Genomic DNA, 14,617 nt, shown 5'->3' on the forward strand with positions numbered 1-14,617 from the left:
GGACACCGCCGGAGCTCAGGACCAGCCCCGCGGGTCGCGGCCGCGCTTGGTGTCGCCGCGGCGCTTCTTCTCCTTCAGCCGCCGCTCGTTGATGCCGCGCGGGATCTTCGTGGGTCTGCGCACCTTGGGCGGCGGCGCGGTGGCCTCGGCGAGCAGCGCCGCCAGGCGGGTCATCGCCGCCTCCCGGTTGCGCCACTGCGAGCGGTGCTCGGAGGCCCGTACGACCAGGACGCCGCCCACCAGGCGGGAGGCGAGCCGCTCCAGGGCGCGCTGCTTCCACACCGTGGGCAGCGACTCGGAATTGGCGAGATCGAATCGCAGTTCGACCTGGCTGTCCGAGGTGTTCACATGCTGGCCGCCCGGTCCGGACGAACGGGAGAAACGCCACATCAGCTCGGCATCCGGTACGGAGACCGAGCCGCGGACGACGAGTGGGGGCGGCCCTGACATGCCTCCCATGATCCCGCCGACGGCCGCCGGAGTCACAGGATTTTCCGGGACATGGCCCCGGAGGCGGTTTTCGCCGTAAAGGAACCATGCGGGCCTCTCACGACGTTCCCCCCTGTGAAGGTAGCGTCGTCGTCGGCACGAATGACCGACATCACGGAGGGGACTCCCATGGCTGTAAGCCTGTCGAAGGGCGGCAACGTCTCGCTCACCAAGGAAGCACCGGGCCTGACGGCCATCACGGTGGGCCTTGGCTGGGACGTGCGCACGACCACCGGCACCGACTTCGACCTCGACGCGAGCGCCATCGCGCTCAACCCGAGCGGCAAGGTCTACGCGGACCCTTACTTCGTCTTCTTCAACAACAAGCAGACGCCGGACCAGAGCATCGTCCACACCGGCGACAACCGCACCGGCGAGGGCGCGGGCGACGACGAGGCCATCAACGTCAACCTGGCGGGGCTGCCCGCCGACGTCGAGCGGATCGTCTTCCCCGTCTCGATCTACGACGCCGAGACCCGCAGCCAGAACTTCGGCCAGGTGCGGAACGCCTACATCCGCATCGTCAACCAGGCCGGCGGCGCCGAGATCGCCCGCTACGACCTCAGCGAGGACGCCGCCACCGAGACCGCCATGGTCTTCGGCGAGCTCTACCGCAACGGCGCCGAGTGGAAGTTCCGCGCGGTCGGCCAGGGCTACGCCTCCGGCCTCGCCGGCATCGCCACCGACTTCGGTGTCGGCCTCTGACACCGGCCGGTGAGCCTCACTTGATGAGGCGCCTCATGCCCCGCACGCGACCGGCGTGCGGGGCATGCTCGTGCTCGAACGCCTCGTGCCGGTGGACGGCTCCCTCCCGCCCGGCGTCCTCGCCGGGCTGACGGAGGTGTACGCCCCGACCCCGGATCCGTCACCCCGGCGGAGCAGGCCGCGAGCAGCGAGAGCGCCCAACCGGCCCACCCCGCCGCGGAGGTGCCGCTCGCCCGCGACGACGCCGACGGGAGCCTGGCGGGCCTCGCCGTCACCCCGCCGAGCACCCGGACCGCCGGGCTGGGTCAGGACCGGCGGATGGGCCGCCCCTGCTCCGTCCTCCACAAGGACCTGCCGCCGGGGCCGCCGCGTACCATCGGCGGGTGATCGACCTCGGCTACTCGCTCTCCCGCCGCTTTCCCGACCCCCCGCAGACCGACTACCGCACCGCCGACGTACGGGCGCTGCGCCACGACCTGTTCTGCGGGGACGTCTACGTGGCGGACGTGACGGCCGACCGTGAACTGTCCACAGCCTGGGGATGGGTGCCCGTCCTCGACTTCGCGTGGGCGCTCTGCGACATCGTCGAGCAGCTGGACCGCGACCCGCTCGGCAGCCGAGCGGCCCGCCCCCAGTACGCCGAGCTGGACTTCACCGAGTCCACCGACCGGCTGCGCTTCCGGCGCCGCTTCGGATTCGTCGACGTGAGCGCCGACTGGGCGCCGGACGACCGGCCGCTCTCCCTCGCCCACGCCGAGCTGCGCCGCGAGGCCCGCGACTTCCTGCACGACCTGGTCGCCGACCTCGCCGACATGCACGACGGCCTGGACGCCAACCCCGTGATCTGGGAACTGACGGCGCGTTTCCCCCGGCTGTAGCCCGAACGGCGCAGTCCCGGGTGCGGGACCCGTTCGGCCGTCGTCCACTTGGGGCATGGACGACTACCCTCTGCTGAACCTCTTCTGGACGATGCTCCTGATCTTCTGCTGGGTGCTGTGGTTCTTCCTGCTCTTCAGGATCATCGGGGACCTGTTCCGCGACCACACCGTCGGCGGCTGGGCCAAGGCCGGCTGGATCATCGTGCTGATCTTCCTGCCCTTCATCGGCGTGCTGATCTACGTCATCGCCAGGGGCAAGGGCATGGCCGAGCGCGACCAGAAGCAGGCGAAGGAAATGGACGCGGCCTTCAAGCAGTACGTGCGGGAGGCCGCCTCGGGCGACGGCGGAGCGGCGGGCGGCAACGTCGACCAGCTGTCCAAGCTCGCCGAACTCAAGAGCCAGGGGCACATCACCGAGGACGAGTACACCAAGGCGAAGACGAAACTCCTCGCCTGACCGGCTTCACCTGCTTGACCTCAACCTCGCTTGAGGTCGGACAGTGGGCGGTGCGGATCATCCGACCGCCCACTGCCTCATGTCCAGGGGGAAGCACCGTGCACGCCATCCGTCTCCACGCGTTCGGCCCGGCGGGCAACCTGCGCCACGAGAAGACCGGGGACCCGGAGCCCGGCCCCGGCGAGGTGCGCATCGCCGTCGCCGCCGCGGGCGTCCATGTGATCGACACCGCCATCCGCTCCGGCGACCCCAACGGGCCCTACCCGCTGCCCAAGCTGCCTACCGTCCCCGGCCGCGAGGTGGCCGGCACCGTGGAGGCCCTCGGGGAGGGCGTCGGCCCGGAGTGGCTCGGCCGGCCCGTCGTCGCCCACCTGGGCATGGTGCCGGGCGGATACGCCGAACTCGCCGTCACCGCCGTCGAGAAGCTCCACGTGCTGCCGGACGGCCGCGACCCCGCCGAAGCCGTCGCCATGATCGGCACCGGGCGCACGGCCATGGGCATCCTGCGCCAGGCGCCCCTCGGCCCCGCCGACACGGTCGTGGTCACCGCGGCGGCGGGCGGGCTGGGCAGCCTGCTGGTGCAGGCGGCGCGCGCCGCGGGCGCGGTCGTCCTCGGGCTCGCCGGCGGGCCCGCCAAGACCGCGCGCGTCCTGGAACTGGGCGCGGACGCCGCCGTCGACTACTCCGCCGAGGGCTGGACGGACACGGCCGGAAAGGCCCTGGCCGGGCGACCGGGCACGGTCGTCCTCGACGCCGTCGGCGGAGACCTCGGACGCGGCGCGGTGGACCTGCTGGGCCCGGGCGGACGGCACGTCGTCTACGGCTGGGCGTCCGGCGGGCCGCTGGAGTTCCCGCCCGGGGAACTGACCGCGCGCGGCATCACCTCCGAGGTCGTCCTCGGTCCGGCCATGCTGCGGATCGGCCTGCGGACGCTGGAGGAGGAGGCACTCGCCGCGTGGACGTCCGGCCGGCTCACCCCCGTCGTACAGCGCTTCCCGCTCGCCGAGGCCGCCGCCGCGCACACGGCCCTGGAGGGCCGCGGCACGATGGGCAAGGTCGTCCTGGTGCCTTAGGGACGACGCGTGCGGGCGGCGGCTCCCCCGGCGCGGCCGTGTGGCCGCGGCCGGTCCCGGGCAGGGAGAAAACGTGACAACAGCGACGCACTCCCTGCGCGCGGTCCCGCTGACCGGAGGACCGGTGGAGATCCGCGGCGCGCTCGACCTGGAGCGGACGCGGGCCGGGCTGCTGCCGCGCCGTCTTCCGGCGTGGACGCGGTCGCAGTACCCGGACGTCTTCATGGACGAGACGACCGCCCTGCCCTCCGGCGTACGGCTGGTGTTCCGCACCGCGGCCCGGGTGGTCGAGCTGGAGCTGCTGACCTCGGTCTGGCAGCTGGCGGGGACCTTCGAGCCGCTGCCCGCCGGGGTCGTCGACCTGGTCCTCGACGGCAGGCGCGCCGGCAGCGCCCCCGCGCCGCCCGGCGACGTGCTCCACAAGCCGGACCTCTTCGCCGAGCCCTCGCGGCGCGAGGCGGGGGCGCCGGGGCGGGTCCGCTTCGACGGGCTGCCCGGCGGGGAGAAGGACGTCGAGCTGTGGCTGCCGCAGCAGACCCGCACCGAGCTGGTCGGGCTGTGGGCGGACGCCGAGGTGCTGCCGCCGCGGCCGACCGGCCGGCGGCGCTGGATCCACCACGGCAGCTCCATCAGCCACTGCGCCGCGGCGGAGTCCCCGACCGCCACCTGGCCCGCGCTCGCCGCGGCCCTGGCCGGGGCCGAGCTGCTCAACCTGGGGCTCGGCGGCAACGCGATGCTCGACCCGTACGTCGCCCGGACCATCCGGGACCTGCCGGCCGACCTGATCAGCCTCAAGCTGGGCATCAACATCGTGAACCGGGACGCCTTCCGGCTGCGCTCCTTCGGCCCGGCGGTGCACGGCTTCCTCGACACCGTCCGCGACGGGCACCCGGACGTCCCGCTGCTGGTCGTCTCGCCCATCAGCTGCCCGGTCGTGGAGACCACCCCCGGCCCGACCGCGCCCGACCTGTCGGCCGCCGTCCCGCGGGTGGTGGCCTTGGGCTCTCCCGCGGACGTCCCCGGCGGCGCGCTCACGCTCACCGTCATCCGGGCGGAGCTGGCCCGGATCGTCGCCGCCCGCGCCGCCTGCGGCGACCCGAACCTGCACTACCTGGACGGCCGCCGGCTCTTCGGCCCGGGCGACGTCGCCGACCTGCCGGACGACCTGCACCCCAACGCCGCGGGCTACCGGCGGATGGGGCGGCGCTTCGCGGCGCTGGCCTTCGGGCCGGGCGGGCCGTTCGCGGAGCGCCGGCGGTCCGGTCCGGGCCCGGTCAGCCCACGGTGAGCGGACGCAGGACGCCGTCCGGGTCGTGGCGCCGCCAGAGCTCGCGCACCCGCGCGCCGGTGGCGCCCGGGTAGGCGCGGTCGAAGACACCGGGTCCGGTGCCGCTCTCGAAGTTCACGTAGCTGCCGGTGCCGTGCTCCCGGACCGGCGCCCACAAGCGGTGCAGGTCGTCGTGCCCGTGCGGCGGGAAGAGGTTGCCCTGCGCCATGACCTGCGCGGTGCGGTGGGCGTAGGCGGTGGCGCCGGCCGGGACGTCGTTGATCGCGCCGCCGAGCGAGCGCAGCTGGACGAAGGCCGGCCGGTGCCGGTCGCCGGCGGTCGCCATGACGGCGCGCGCCGCGTCCCGGGTCAGCGCCGGCAGCAGCGAGTTGGTGCTCACCACGGGCTGCCGGCCGGTGTTCGCGTGCTCGTGGGCGCTGGAGACCAGCGCGGTGTACGCGGCGAGCTGCGCGGCCGCCTGGAGCGGGCGGTACCGCCCGGACAGCAGGGGGCCGAGGGCCTCGCGGACGCGGTCGGGGTCGTCGTCGGCCGCGGCGACGGTGACGGAGAGGGCCAGGGCCGGCCCGTTGGACAGGATGTGGGCGGCCGAGGTGAGCGTCCTCGGCGCCGCGGCCATCGCCGACGCCCACTGCGCGAGGGCGCCGCCCGCGGGGTCGGCCTCGAAGACCAGCTGGGCCACGCCGATGTCCCCCAGCTCCATCGCCTCGATCTCGAAGGCGGTCACGATCCCCACGCCCGCGCCCGCCCCGCGTACCGCCCAGAACAGGTCCGGGTGGTGCGCGGCGTCGGCGCGCAGCGCGGTCCCGTCCGCGAGGACGAGTTCGACGGCGCGCACGCGGTCGACCGTGAGGCCGTACGTACGGGCGAGCCAGCCGATGCCGCCCGCGGTGGCCAGGCCGCCGGCCGCGACGTTGCCGTGGTCGCCCGAGCTGACGGCCAGCCGGTGGGCCGCGAGGGCGGAGGCCACCCGCCCCCAGCGGGCGCCCGCCCCGATCCGCACGAGGCGCGTCGCGCGGTCCAGGACCCGTACCTCGTCGAGCCCGGAGAGGTCGACGACGACACCGCCGTCGTTGGACGACCGGCCGGACAGCCCGTGGCCGCCGGAGCGTACGGAGACGGGCAGTCCCTGCGCCCGGGCCGCCGCGAGGGCGGCCGCGATGTCGCCGGGCCCGCGGACGAGGACCACGGCGGCGGGGCGGGCGACGGTGGTGTAGGTGGAGCGCAGCAGCGGGTAGCGGGGGTCGCCGGGGAGCACGGTCCGCTCCGCGAGGGCGGCGGGCACCGCGAAGGCGGCGGCCGGGGCCGCGCCGTGGCCGGGCGTCACCGGGCCACCCGCTCGCGTACGGCGGGCACGACCTCGCCGGCGAAGACCTCCAGCTGCCGCCGGTGCGCGGTGACCGGCCAGAAGACGAAGGTGTCGAAGCGCAGTGCGGTCGCCCATTCGGCGAGGGTGTCGGCCCACCGGTCGACGTCCCCGTTCAGGCCGGGGGCCCCGGAGCCGCCGATCACACCGATCACGTTGTAGATGCGGCGGACGCGCGCCGGGTCGCGCCCGGCGGCGCGGGCGGCCTCGTCGACGATCCGCTGCCGCTCCGGCACCTCCTGCGGCGGCACGTAGATGTTCAGCGGCGAGATCCAGCCGTCCGCCGCCCGGCCCGCGACCGCCAGCATCCGCGGCCGCTGCCCGCCGAGCCACAGCTCGACCCGGCGCGGCGGCACGGGGCCCGCCTGGTAGCCGGGCACCGTGAGCACCTCGCCGCGGTGCCGCACGGGACCGCCGTCCAGGGCAGTCCGCATGACCTGCAGCGATTCCTCGGTGTACGCCACGACCTCGCGGGGCGGCATCGGCGGCGCCCCCATCGAGCCGATCGCCTCCGGTATCCCGCCGCCGCCCACGCCGAGCCGGAACCGTCCGCCGGAGGCCGCGGCCAGGCTCGCGGCGGCCTTGGCCAGCATGACCGGGGGCCGCAGCCGCAGGTCGGCGACGTCGGTGAAGACGGAGATGCGCGAGGTGCGGGCCGCGACGAGGGCGGCCAGTGTCAGCGCGTCGAGGTGCCCAGGCTGGTACGGGTGGTCCTGCAGGGCGAGCAGGTCCAGCCCCGCGGCGTCCGCGGCGGCGGCCAGCTCCAGCGTCTCCGGCAGGCGGCCGGCGTCCGGGTCGAGGCTCAGTCCGAAGCGGAGCCGCTGTGCGCGGTCGGTGGTGTCCATGGCTTCAGCGTCGGGGGGCCGCCGCCTTCGACAAAGGCAAGGATTAGTGACTAATATTTCGTAAGTGACTTTCCGTGAATCCGCCGACCCCGGCATCGACGCCGAGGCCTGCACGGCCTTCCAGGCCGTCCTCGACCAGGTCGGCCGGCGCTGGACCGGCGCCGTCCTGCTGGCCGCCGTCCGCGGCGCCCGGCGCTTCACCGACTACCGCCGCATGGTGCCGGGCATCTCCGACCGGCTGCTCTCGCAACGCCTCAAGGAGATGGAGAACCTCGGCCTCATCGGCCGCGAGGTCATCCCCAGCACGCCCGTGCAGGTCCTCTACCGCCCCTCGGCCCGCGGCACCGAACTGCTCGCCGCCCTCGAACCGCTCATCGTCTACGGCCTGCGCCACGCGCCCGGACCGCAGGCCGCCTCCGCGCCGGGTCACTGACCGGGCCGCCCGGGTGGACAGCGGCTCCCGGGTCGGCCAGGCTGCGTCGGCGATCATGTGCAGGCAAGGGGTGGGGAGTTCGATGGAGCGCGTCCGTTTCCGGCCGACCTGGTACCAGAGGCTGGCACCGCTGCTGCCCGGCGCCCTCCTCGTCACCTCCCTGACGATCGCCGCGCCGCTGTTCTCCCCCACGCCTGCGGGCCCCGACTTCACGTTCGCGGCGGCGGTGTGGCTCGCGGTGCCGACGGGACTGCTGCTGTCAGCGCGGTTCGGCGTCACGCTGACCCCCACGGCCGCGGTGGTGCACAACCCGCGGCGCAGGACGATCCGCTGGGCGGACGTCCAGGGCATCCGGGTCGAGTCGAACATGGGCGTACGGCAGGTGGTGATCTGCGAGGCGGACGGCCGGCTCACCCGTCTGCGGGCGCCCGCCACCGGCCTTCTGTACCAGGACGCGGCCTTCGAGGAGAAGTTCCGGACCGTCGGCGAGTGGTGGCTGCGCCACCGCGGACCGCAGTGGACTCCGCTGCCCCAGCCCTGGCGCGGCCGGTAAGCCGTCCTCGCCGAACCCCGCGTCCCGGCGCCCTCGACCGCGCCCGGGCGCTCCACCCTGCCCGCCTGCGCAATGAGTAACGCAAGAAGCGCAAGATATGAACAGACAGCCGCACTTGTGCTTCATCACGCCGAAAACATCGCGCAGGAGCCTTGTGGACCGGCCTGACAAATCCTTACTGTCGCCTCACCTCACGACGTCCGCTCCGCCTCGAACGTCCCGGGCGGTCGCGCTTTACGAGAGAAGAGCTGGGGATGACACGGAGCAGCAGGAATGCCTGGCGAAGAGCCGTGGCGGTCGTCGCGGTGGCGGCCGGCATCGGCGTCGGCATCGGCCCCCTCGGCGCGACGGCCGAGGCCGGCACCGCGTCGGCGAAGGGTGCGGCCCGGCCGGTCGTGACGCGGGCGGCACTGGACCCGGCGCTGGTCAAGGGCCGCGGCGCCGACCTCGGGTTCGTGGAGCAGGAGGCCGAGAACGCCGTCACGGACGGGGAGGTCATCGGCCCCGACCGGACCGCGTACACGCTCCCCGCGGAGGCGTCGGGCCGCAGGGCGGTCACCCTGCGGCCCGGGCAGTACGTGGAGTTCACGCTGCCGAGCGCCGCCAACGCGATCACTGTGCGGTACAGCATCCCGGACGCGCCCGGCGGCGGCGGCATCACCGCGCCGCTCGACGTGACGGTGGACGGCCGCGCCCGCAGGACGATGACCCTGACCTCGCAGTACGCCTGGCTCTACAACCAGTACCCGTTCTCCAACGACCCTCAGGCCGGGCTGCTCCACGACGACTGGTGGATCACCGAGTGCGGCTGCGTGCCCAACGCGACCACACCGGCGCCGGCCATCTCCAAGCCTTTCCGGCCGAACCACTTCTACGACGAGCAGCGCCTCCTGCTGGGACGGACGTACAAGGCGGGCGACCGCGTCCGGCTGACCGTCCCCACGCGCGCCGGGGCCGTGCCGACGACCGTGGACCTCCTCGACTCGCAGCTCGTCGCGCCGCCCCGCGTCTCCCTGCTCGCCGCCAACGTCCTCGCCTTCGGGGCCGATCCGACCGGACGCCGGGACTCCGCGGGAGCCCTCGACAAGGCGATCGCCTTCGCCCGCCGCGCGCACCTGAAGGTCTACGTCCCGCCGGGCACCTACCAGGTCAACCGGCACATCATCGTGGACGACGTGACGATCGAGGGCGCCGGCAGCTGGTACACGGTCTTCAAGGGCAAGGAGGTCGCCCTCGACTCCCCCGCCCCCGACAACTCCGTCCACACCGGCGTCGGCTTCTACGGCAAGGACGCGTCGGCCGGCGGCAGCCGCGACGTCCACCTGTCGGGCTTCGCCATCGAGGGCGACGTCCGCGAACGCATCGACACCGACCAGGTGAACGGCGTCGGCGGGGCGATGAGCGACTCCACCATCGACGGCCTGTACATCCACCACACCAAGGTGGGCCTGTGGTTCGACGGCCCGATGTCGAACCTGCGGATCACGAACAACGTCATCACCGACCAGATCGCCGACGGCCTCAACTTCCACACCGGCGTGACGGATTCGGTCGTCCGCAACAACCTCGTCCGCAACTCCGGCGACGACGGGCTGGCGATGTGGTCGGAGCGGACCGGCAACGCCCGCAACACCTTTGACCGCAACACCGTGCAGACGCCCGTGCTCGCCAACGGCATCGCGATCTACGGCGGCACCGACAACACCGTCTCCGGCAACCTGATCGCCGACCCCGTCCGCGAGGGCAGCGCCCTCCAGGTGGGCTCCCGCTTCGGCGCCGAGCCGTTCACCGGGCACCTGTGGATCACCGGCAACACCACGGTGCGGGCCGGCACGTACGAGCTGAACTGGAACATCGGCCTCGGCGCGATCTGGTTCTACGCCCTGGAGAGGAACATCGACGCCGACATCCGCGTGACCGGCGACCACTTCCTCGACAGCACCTACAACGCGATCATGCTGGTCGCCGACTGGCCGGTGAAGGACACCTACTCGATCAGGAACGTGCACTTCAAGGACATCCGGGTGGACGGCACCGGCACCTCGGTCGTCAGCGCCCGGGTCGCCGGCTCGGCGACCTTCGAGAACGTCGACGCCCGCAACGTCGGCGCGGTCGGCGTCAACAACTGCGGGTCCTTCAACTTCCCCGCCACCGGCTCCGAGTTCTCCCTGACCGACCTCGGCGGCAACGACGGCGGCGGCACCACCGGCCCCTGGCTGGGCGCGTGGCAGCTGCCCAACACCATCACCTGCGACGACCGTCCCCCGGTCGTCGCGCCCCCTGGCCCCGCCCCCTGGTGACGTACGCCCGTACCCGACCCGCAAGACCCACGGAACGCCCCGGCCGCCGCCACGGCCGGGGCGTTCCGCGCGGTCGGCCTGGTCGGACGTCCGGTGCGGGGCGCCCGGCGGAACCTCCGGCCACGGGGCGACTTGACCGAATCCATAACCCCGCACCCCCTCCGGGCCACCCGCGGATCGGCAACCGGCCATCTCTCCTTCGCCGAACGGGTGTCGGCTGGACACGGGCCGGCGACCAGCCGGCACATCACCCGTAAGGAACACGCAATGACACTTCGCGGGACGAGAACCGTGGGGACCGGCACGCGCCGGACCGCCGTGGTCACCGCGCTGGCGCTGGCACTGACCGGCGCCGTGGGCGGGGCCGTGGCCACCGCCTCGGCACCGGCGGGCGAGGAGGCCGTCCAGGGCCACACGCCCGACCGTGACTGGCTGCCGGAGACGCCGCAGAACTGGCCGCTCGTGGTGGACTACACGCGCACCCCCGCCGAGACGGTCACGCGCGGTCTGCAGCACTACAGCGAGACCTACGACACGGTCGGCGGCCGTCAGCACACCCAGGTGCTCTCCGCCGACCTCGACGACCCGAACCTCCGCGTCGGCATGGTCCAGGCCGGTGACACCCTCACCAACCCGGCGGACGAGACGCCGTCGTCGATGGCGCACCGCACCCACGCGGTGGCGGGCGTCAACGGCGACTACTTCGAGATCCACGCCAGCGGCCGTCCGCTCGGCGGCATCATGACCGACGGGCGCCTGCTGAAGAGCCCCAAGCCGGGCTTCGCCTCCCAGCTGGGCGTCAAGCCGGACGGAACCATCGTGATGGGTCCGGAGACCTTCTCCGGGACGATCACCGCCGGCTCCGCGACCCGCGCGCTCACCTCGGTGAACACCGTGAACGACGTGACGTCCGGCGGCATCACCGAGGTCACCCCCGACCTCGGGGAGACCCCGGGCCTCGCCAGGCCCTCCACGCTGGTGCTCGGCCACGTCACCGACGGCGGGTTCGTCGTCGACGACGTGCGGGCCGACGTCACCACCGTGCCGAGGCTGGCGGCCGGCCGGCTCGGTCTGCTCGGCGCCGGCGACGGCGGGCGGTGGCTGACCGACACCCTGCACACCGGCGACACGGTGGGCATCGCCACCCGGCTGTCACCCGACAACGATGTCACGCAGCTGATCAGCGGCGTCGACACGCTGGTGAAGGACGGCGCGGTCTACAAGGACCCGACCGGCACCCCGCCGAGCGGCGCCAACCCGGAGACCGCGGTCGGCGTCACCAAGGACGGCAAGCACGCCGTCGTCGTGGCCGTCGACGGCCAGGGCGGCGCCACCAGGGCCTTCGGCGTGACCCGGGACCAGGTCGCGGGCTACATGGTCGCCCACGGCGCCTACAACGCCATGCTCTTCGACGGCGGCGGCTCCACCGGCATGGTCAGCCGCGCCCCCGGCGCCGGCCGGGCCGAGATCGTCAACACGCCCTCGGACCAGCCCGGCAACACCGAGCGTCCGGTCGCCAACGGCATCTTCTTCTACTCCACCGCCAAGGAGGCCGGTCCGGCCGTCAAGGTCGTGGTGAACGGCGGCGAGCAGGTCACCACCGTGGCCGGCGGCACCGTCCCGCTCCCGGTGCACTCCGTCGACCGGCTCGCGAACCCCGCGGCCGGCGACGTCCACGTCCGCGTCGTGCCCTCGTCGCTGGCCGCCTACGAGGACGGCAAGCTCACCCCGCACCGCACGGGCTCGGGCCGGATCATCGCCTGGAACGGCCACGCCACCACGTCGGAGAAGCTCGAGGTCGTCGGCAAGCTGAAGTCCCTCGCGGTCTCGCCCGACAAGGCCGACCTGGACAACGGCGCCACCCAGCAGCTCGGCCTGTCCGGCACCGTCAAGGACGGCGGCGCGGTGCAGATCCCCGCCGAGGCGGCCACCTGGAAGGTCACCCCGGAGAACCTGGGTACCGTCGACGCGCACGGCCTGTTCACCGCGAGCGGCGACAACGGCGGTCTGGCCGAGGTCAGCGCCGAGGTCGCCGGCACCACCGCGAGCACGTCGATCGCCGTGGGCCGGGTCAGCAAGGTCATCGACCCGGTCACCAGCCTGGACGTGTGGCGGCTGAGCAACAACACCACCGGCAATCCCGCCACCCTGACCGCCGACCCGGGCGTCGTCCCGCCGGGCTCCACCGAGTCGGGGTCCCTGCGGCTGGACTACTCGATGCCGGCCGCCTCCGGCGTCAAGCAGCTGGTGCTCTCCCCGAAGGTCACCCTGAAGACCGACACCAGCAACGGCCAGGTCCCCACCGCCATCGGCGTGTGGATCAAGGGTGACGGCAACGGCATCGAGCTCGCCGAGAAGTACATCGGCGTCAACGGCTCGTCGACCACGCTGTACCCGACGTTCGTGACGTGGAAGGACTGGCACCTGGCGGTCGCGCAGCTGCCGGCGGGCATGCAGTTCCCGCTGACCATCAGCTTCATCGACTTCCTGGCGATCAGCCCCAGCACCGCCTACAGCGGTTCGCTCAACGTCGCGGGCCTGCAGGCCCTGTACTCGCCGCGCCCGGTCACGGTGCCCGCGTACCACGCGATCCCGGACAACCCGAAGTGGCTGTCCTTCGAGGAGGACTCCGCCGACTTCGCCAAGCGCGGCACCACGATCCTCACCGCTGACGACGCCCACATGCTCGCGAGCGACCCGGGCTCGGTCAGCAGCAACGTGATGGACTCCATCGCCGAGCGGCTGCCCACCCTGACCCCGCAGGCGCGCCCGGACTCCGCGCAGTTCCTCGGCGACATGCCCGACGACGGCAAGCTGGTGGACCTGCAGTACGCGAAGTCCAAGATGGACGCCCTCGGCATCCCCGAGCGCGACATCGTCGGCAACCACGAGATCACCCAGGGCGCCGACGCCGAGAACGGCAACTTCAGCGACACCTTCGGTGAGACCCACTACGCGTACAGCCAGGGCGCGGCGCGGATGATCGTCACCGACAACTCGCACGGCAGCCTGCAGTCCTCGGACCCGTTCCAGAACCCCGAGGGCGTGCAGTACCCCTGGCTGGTCCAGCAGTTGACGGACACCACCGCCAAGGACGTGCTGGTCATCACCCACATGCCGGCCTACGACCCCCACCCGGCCGCGAACAGCCAGTTCACGGACCGCTGGGAGGCGCGGATGTACCTCCGGCTGGTGCAGCGCTACCAGGAGACGCACCCGAAGCAGCACGTGATCATGATGTACGGCCACGCGCGCGGTTTCGCGGAGCAGATCCTCAACCCCGAGGGCGAGAGCGTCGGCACCGAGCAGGGCGGCATCCCGCAGTTCACCTTCGCGGACCTCGGCATGCCCGCCTACGCCCCGGCCGACCAGGGTGGCATCTACCACTTCGGTCTCGTCCGGATCGCTGACGACGGCAACCTGCAGTACACCGTCGAGCCCGCGCTCGCCTCGATCAAGGTCACGGGCCCCAAGGACCCGATCGCCCGGGGCGACCGCGTCGACCTGACCGCGACCGGCGACCAGATCGCCGGTGACAACATCGCACCGCTCACCATCCCGATCGCGGACCCCGCGTCCCACGTCTGGACGTCGGGCAACCCCAAGGTCGCCTCGGTGGACCCGTCCACCGGCGCCCTGACCGCCCACCGCTCCGGCACCGCGACCGTCACGGTGACCAGCGGCGGCGTCACGGGCACGACCCAGGTCACGGTCCGCTGACCCCGCAGGGGTGCCCGCGCGCGCGGGCACCCCTCCGCGGGCCTACAGCCATTGCCCCCATCCGAACGCGAAACGGTAGGCGCCGTCCGCCGCGTCCGCCCAGCGCTGTGCGCCCAGCAGCATGACCCCGAAGGCCGCCAGAAACACCGCGGCGAAGACTCCAGCGACCAGCGCGCCGACGACCGGGCCGGCGGCCGCCCCCACGATCCCGGCGGCGGCCACCACGGCGCCCAGCCCCACGTGAGCGTCCCCCCGGTCCGCGCGCAGCACTTCGCGCACCGCCCCCCGGCCGCTCCGCAGGTCGGCTTCGTACCGCTCCCGCGCCGCCTCCGGATCCGCGACCCGGCCCTCCGGCCATTCCTTCTCCATCACCTCTGCCCGCCCCTTCCCCACCCGCGCGATCGCGGCTCCGTCACGAAGTCCCGGTCGCCGTGCGCGGGCGCTCGTATGACGAGCATCCTGACCCGAGCACCGGATGCCTCTGCGCCGGGGTGGGGTCGACGGGGCGCCCCA

At 73.3% G+C, this 14,617-nt stretch carries 14 protein-coding genes; 10 read left to right on the top strand and 4 right to left on the bottom strand.

Annotation, left to right across the window (positions count from 1 at the left end):
* Positions 1-15: 15 nt before the first annotated feature.
* On the bottom strand, positions 16-459 hold the full coding sequence (arfB, locus tag CHF15_RS33200; protein WP_089227709.1) for an alternative ribosome rescue aminoacyl-tRNA hydrolase ArfB: 444 nt from the start codon (positions 457-459) through the stop codon (positions 16-18).
* Positions 460-618: 159 nt separating this feature from the next.
* Between arfB and CHF15_RS33205 the strand changes: the two genes are divergently transcribed.
* From CHF15_RS33205 to CHF15_RS33225, 6 genes are all read left to right on the top strand, one after another.
* The gene (locus tag CHF15_RS33205; protein WP_089227710.1) at positions 619-1,194 is read left to right on the top strand and encodes a TerD family protein; all 576 of its coding nucleotides are present in this window, start codon (positions 619-621) and stop codon (positions 1,192-1,194) included.
* 222 nt (positions 1,195-1,416) lie between these two features.
* Positions 1,417-1,581 (top strand): hypothetical protein, encoded by a 165-nt coding sequence (locus CHF15_RS45185; RefSeq protein WP_179280078.1) that lies wholly within the window; start codon positions 1,417-1,419, stop codon positions 1,579-1,581.
* Positions 1,578-2,072 carry a hypothetical protein gene (locus CHF15_RS33210; protein WP_089227626.1) on the top strand — a complete coding sequence of 165 codons (495 nt, stop codon included), beginning with the start codon at positions 1,578-1,580 and terminating at the stop codon, positions 2,070-2,072. The genes CHF15_RS45185 and CHF15_RS33210 overlap by 4 nt, the downstream gene beginning before the upstream one ends.
* Before the next feature lie 55 nt (positions 2,073-2,127).
* Positions 2,128-2,529 carry an SHOCT domain-containing protein gene (locus CHF15_RS33215; RefSeq protein WP_089227627.1) on the top strand — a complete coding sequence of 134 codons (402 nt, stop codon included), beginning with the start codon at positions 2,128-2,130 and terminating at the stop codon, positions 2,527-2,529.
* 98 nt (positions 2,530-2,627) lie between these two features.
* Positions 2,628-3,602 carry a zinc-binding dehydrogenase gene (locus tag CHF15_RS33220; protein WP_089227628.1) on the top strand — a complete coding sequence of 325 codons (975 nt, stop codon included), beginning with the start codon at positions 2,628-2,630 and terminating at the stop codon, positions 3,600-3,602.
* A gap of 73 nt (positions 3,603-3,675) precedes the next feature.
* Positions 3,676-4,890 (top strand): GDSL-type esterase/lipase family protein, encoded by a 1,215-nt coding sequence (locus CHF15_RS33225; RefSeq protein ID WP_245939168.1) that lies wholly within the window; start codon positions 3,676-3,678, stop codon positions 4,888-4,890.
* Here the strand turns inward: CHF15_RS33225 and CHF15_RS33230 are convergent.
* Positions 4,877-6,214, bottom strand: coding sequence for an FAD-binding oxidoreductase (locus CHF15_RS33230; protein WP_179280079.1), 1,338 nt, complete (start codon positions 6,212-6,214; stop codon positions 4,877-4,879). The two genes, CHF15_RS33225 and CHF15_RS33230, sit on opposite strands and share 14 nt — an antisense overlap.
* The gene (locus CHF15_RS33235) at positions 6,211-7,098 is read right to left on the bottom strand and encodes an LLM class flavin-dependent oxidoreductase (RefSeq protein WP_179280080.1); all 888 of its coding nucleotides are present in this window, start codon (positions 7,096-7,098) and stop codon (positions 6,211-6,213) included. The genes CHF15_RS33230 and CHF15_RS33235 overlap by 4 nt, the downstream gene beginning before the upstream one ends.
* 64 nt (positions 7,099-7,162) lie before the next feature.
* On the opposite strand from CHF15_RS33235, the gene CHF15_RS33240 reads away from it, so the two are divergent.
* From CHF15_RS33240 to CHF15_RS33255, 4 genes are all read left to right on the top strand, one after another.
* The gene (locus CHF15_RS33240; protein ID WP_089227631.1) at positions 7,163-7,531 is read left to right on the top strand and encodes a winged helix-turn-helix transcriptional regulator; all 369 of its coding nucleotides are present in this window, start codon (positions 7,163-7,165) and stop codon (positions 7,529-7,531) included.
* Between the two features lie 82 nt (positions 7,532-7,613).
* Complete coding sequence (locus CHF15_RS33245) at positions 7,614-8,084, top strand: hypothetical protein (protein ID WP_245939169.1); 471 nt, start codon at positions 7,614-7,616, stop codon at positions 8,082-8,084.
* A gap of 254 nt (positions 8,085-8,338) precedes the next feature.
* Positions 8,339-10,384 (top strand): glycosyl hydrolase family 28-related protein, encoded by a 2,046-nt coding sequence (locus tag CHF15_RS33250; RefSeq protein ID WP_089227632.1) that lies wholly within the window; start codon positions 8,339-8,341, stop codon positions 10,382-10,384.
* A gap of 267 nt (positions 10,385-10,651) precedes the next feature.
* Entirely contained in the window at positions 10,652-14,104 is a 3,453-nt protein-coding gene (locus CHF15_RS33255) for a phosphodiester glycosidase family protein (protein WP_089227633.1), read from the top strand.
* A 42-nt stretch (positions 14,105-14,146) separates the two neighbouring features.
* Here CHF15_RS33255 and CHF15_RS33260 read toward each other — a convergent pair whose 3' ends face one another.
* Positions 14,147-14,473 (bottom strand): hypothetical protein, encoded by a 327-nt coding sequence (locus CHF15_RS33260; protein ID WP_089227634.1) that lies wholly within the window; start codon positions 14,471-14,473, stop codon positions 14,147-14,149.
* Between the last annotated feature and the right edge of the window lie 144 nt (positions 14,474-14,617).

Source organism: Actinacidiphila glaucinigra (assembly GCF_900188405.1).
Classification (GTDB): Bacteria; Actinomycetota; Actinomycetes; order Streptomycetales; family Streptomycetaceae; genus Actinacidiphila; species Actinacidiphila glaucinigra.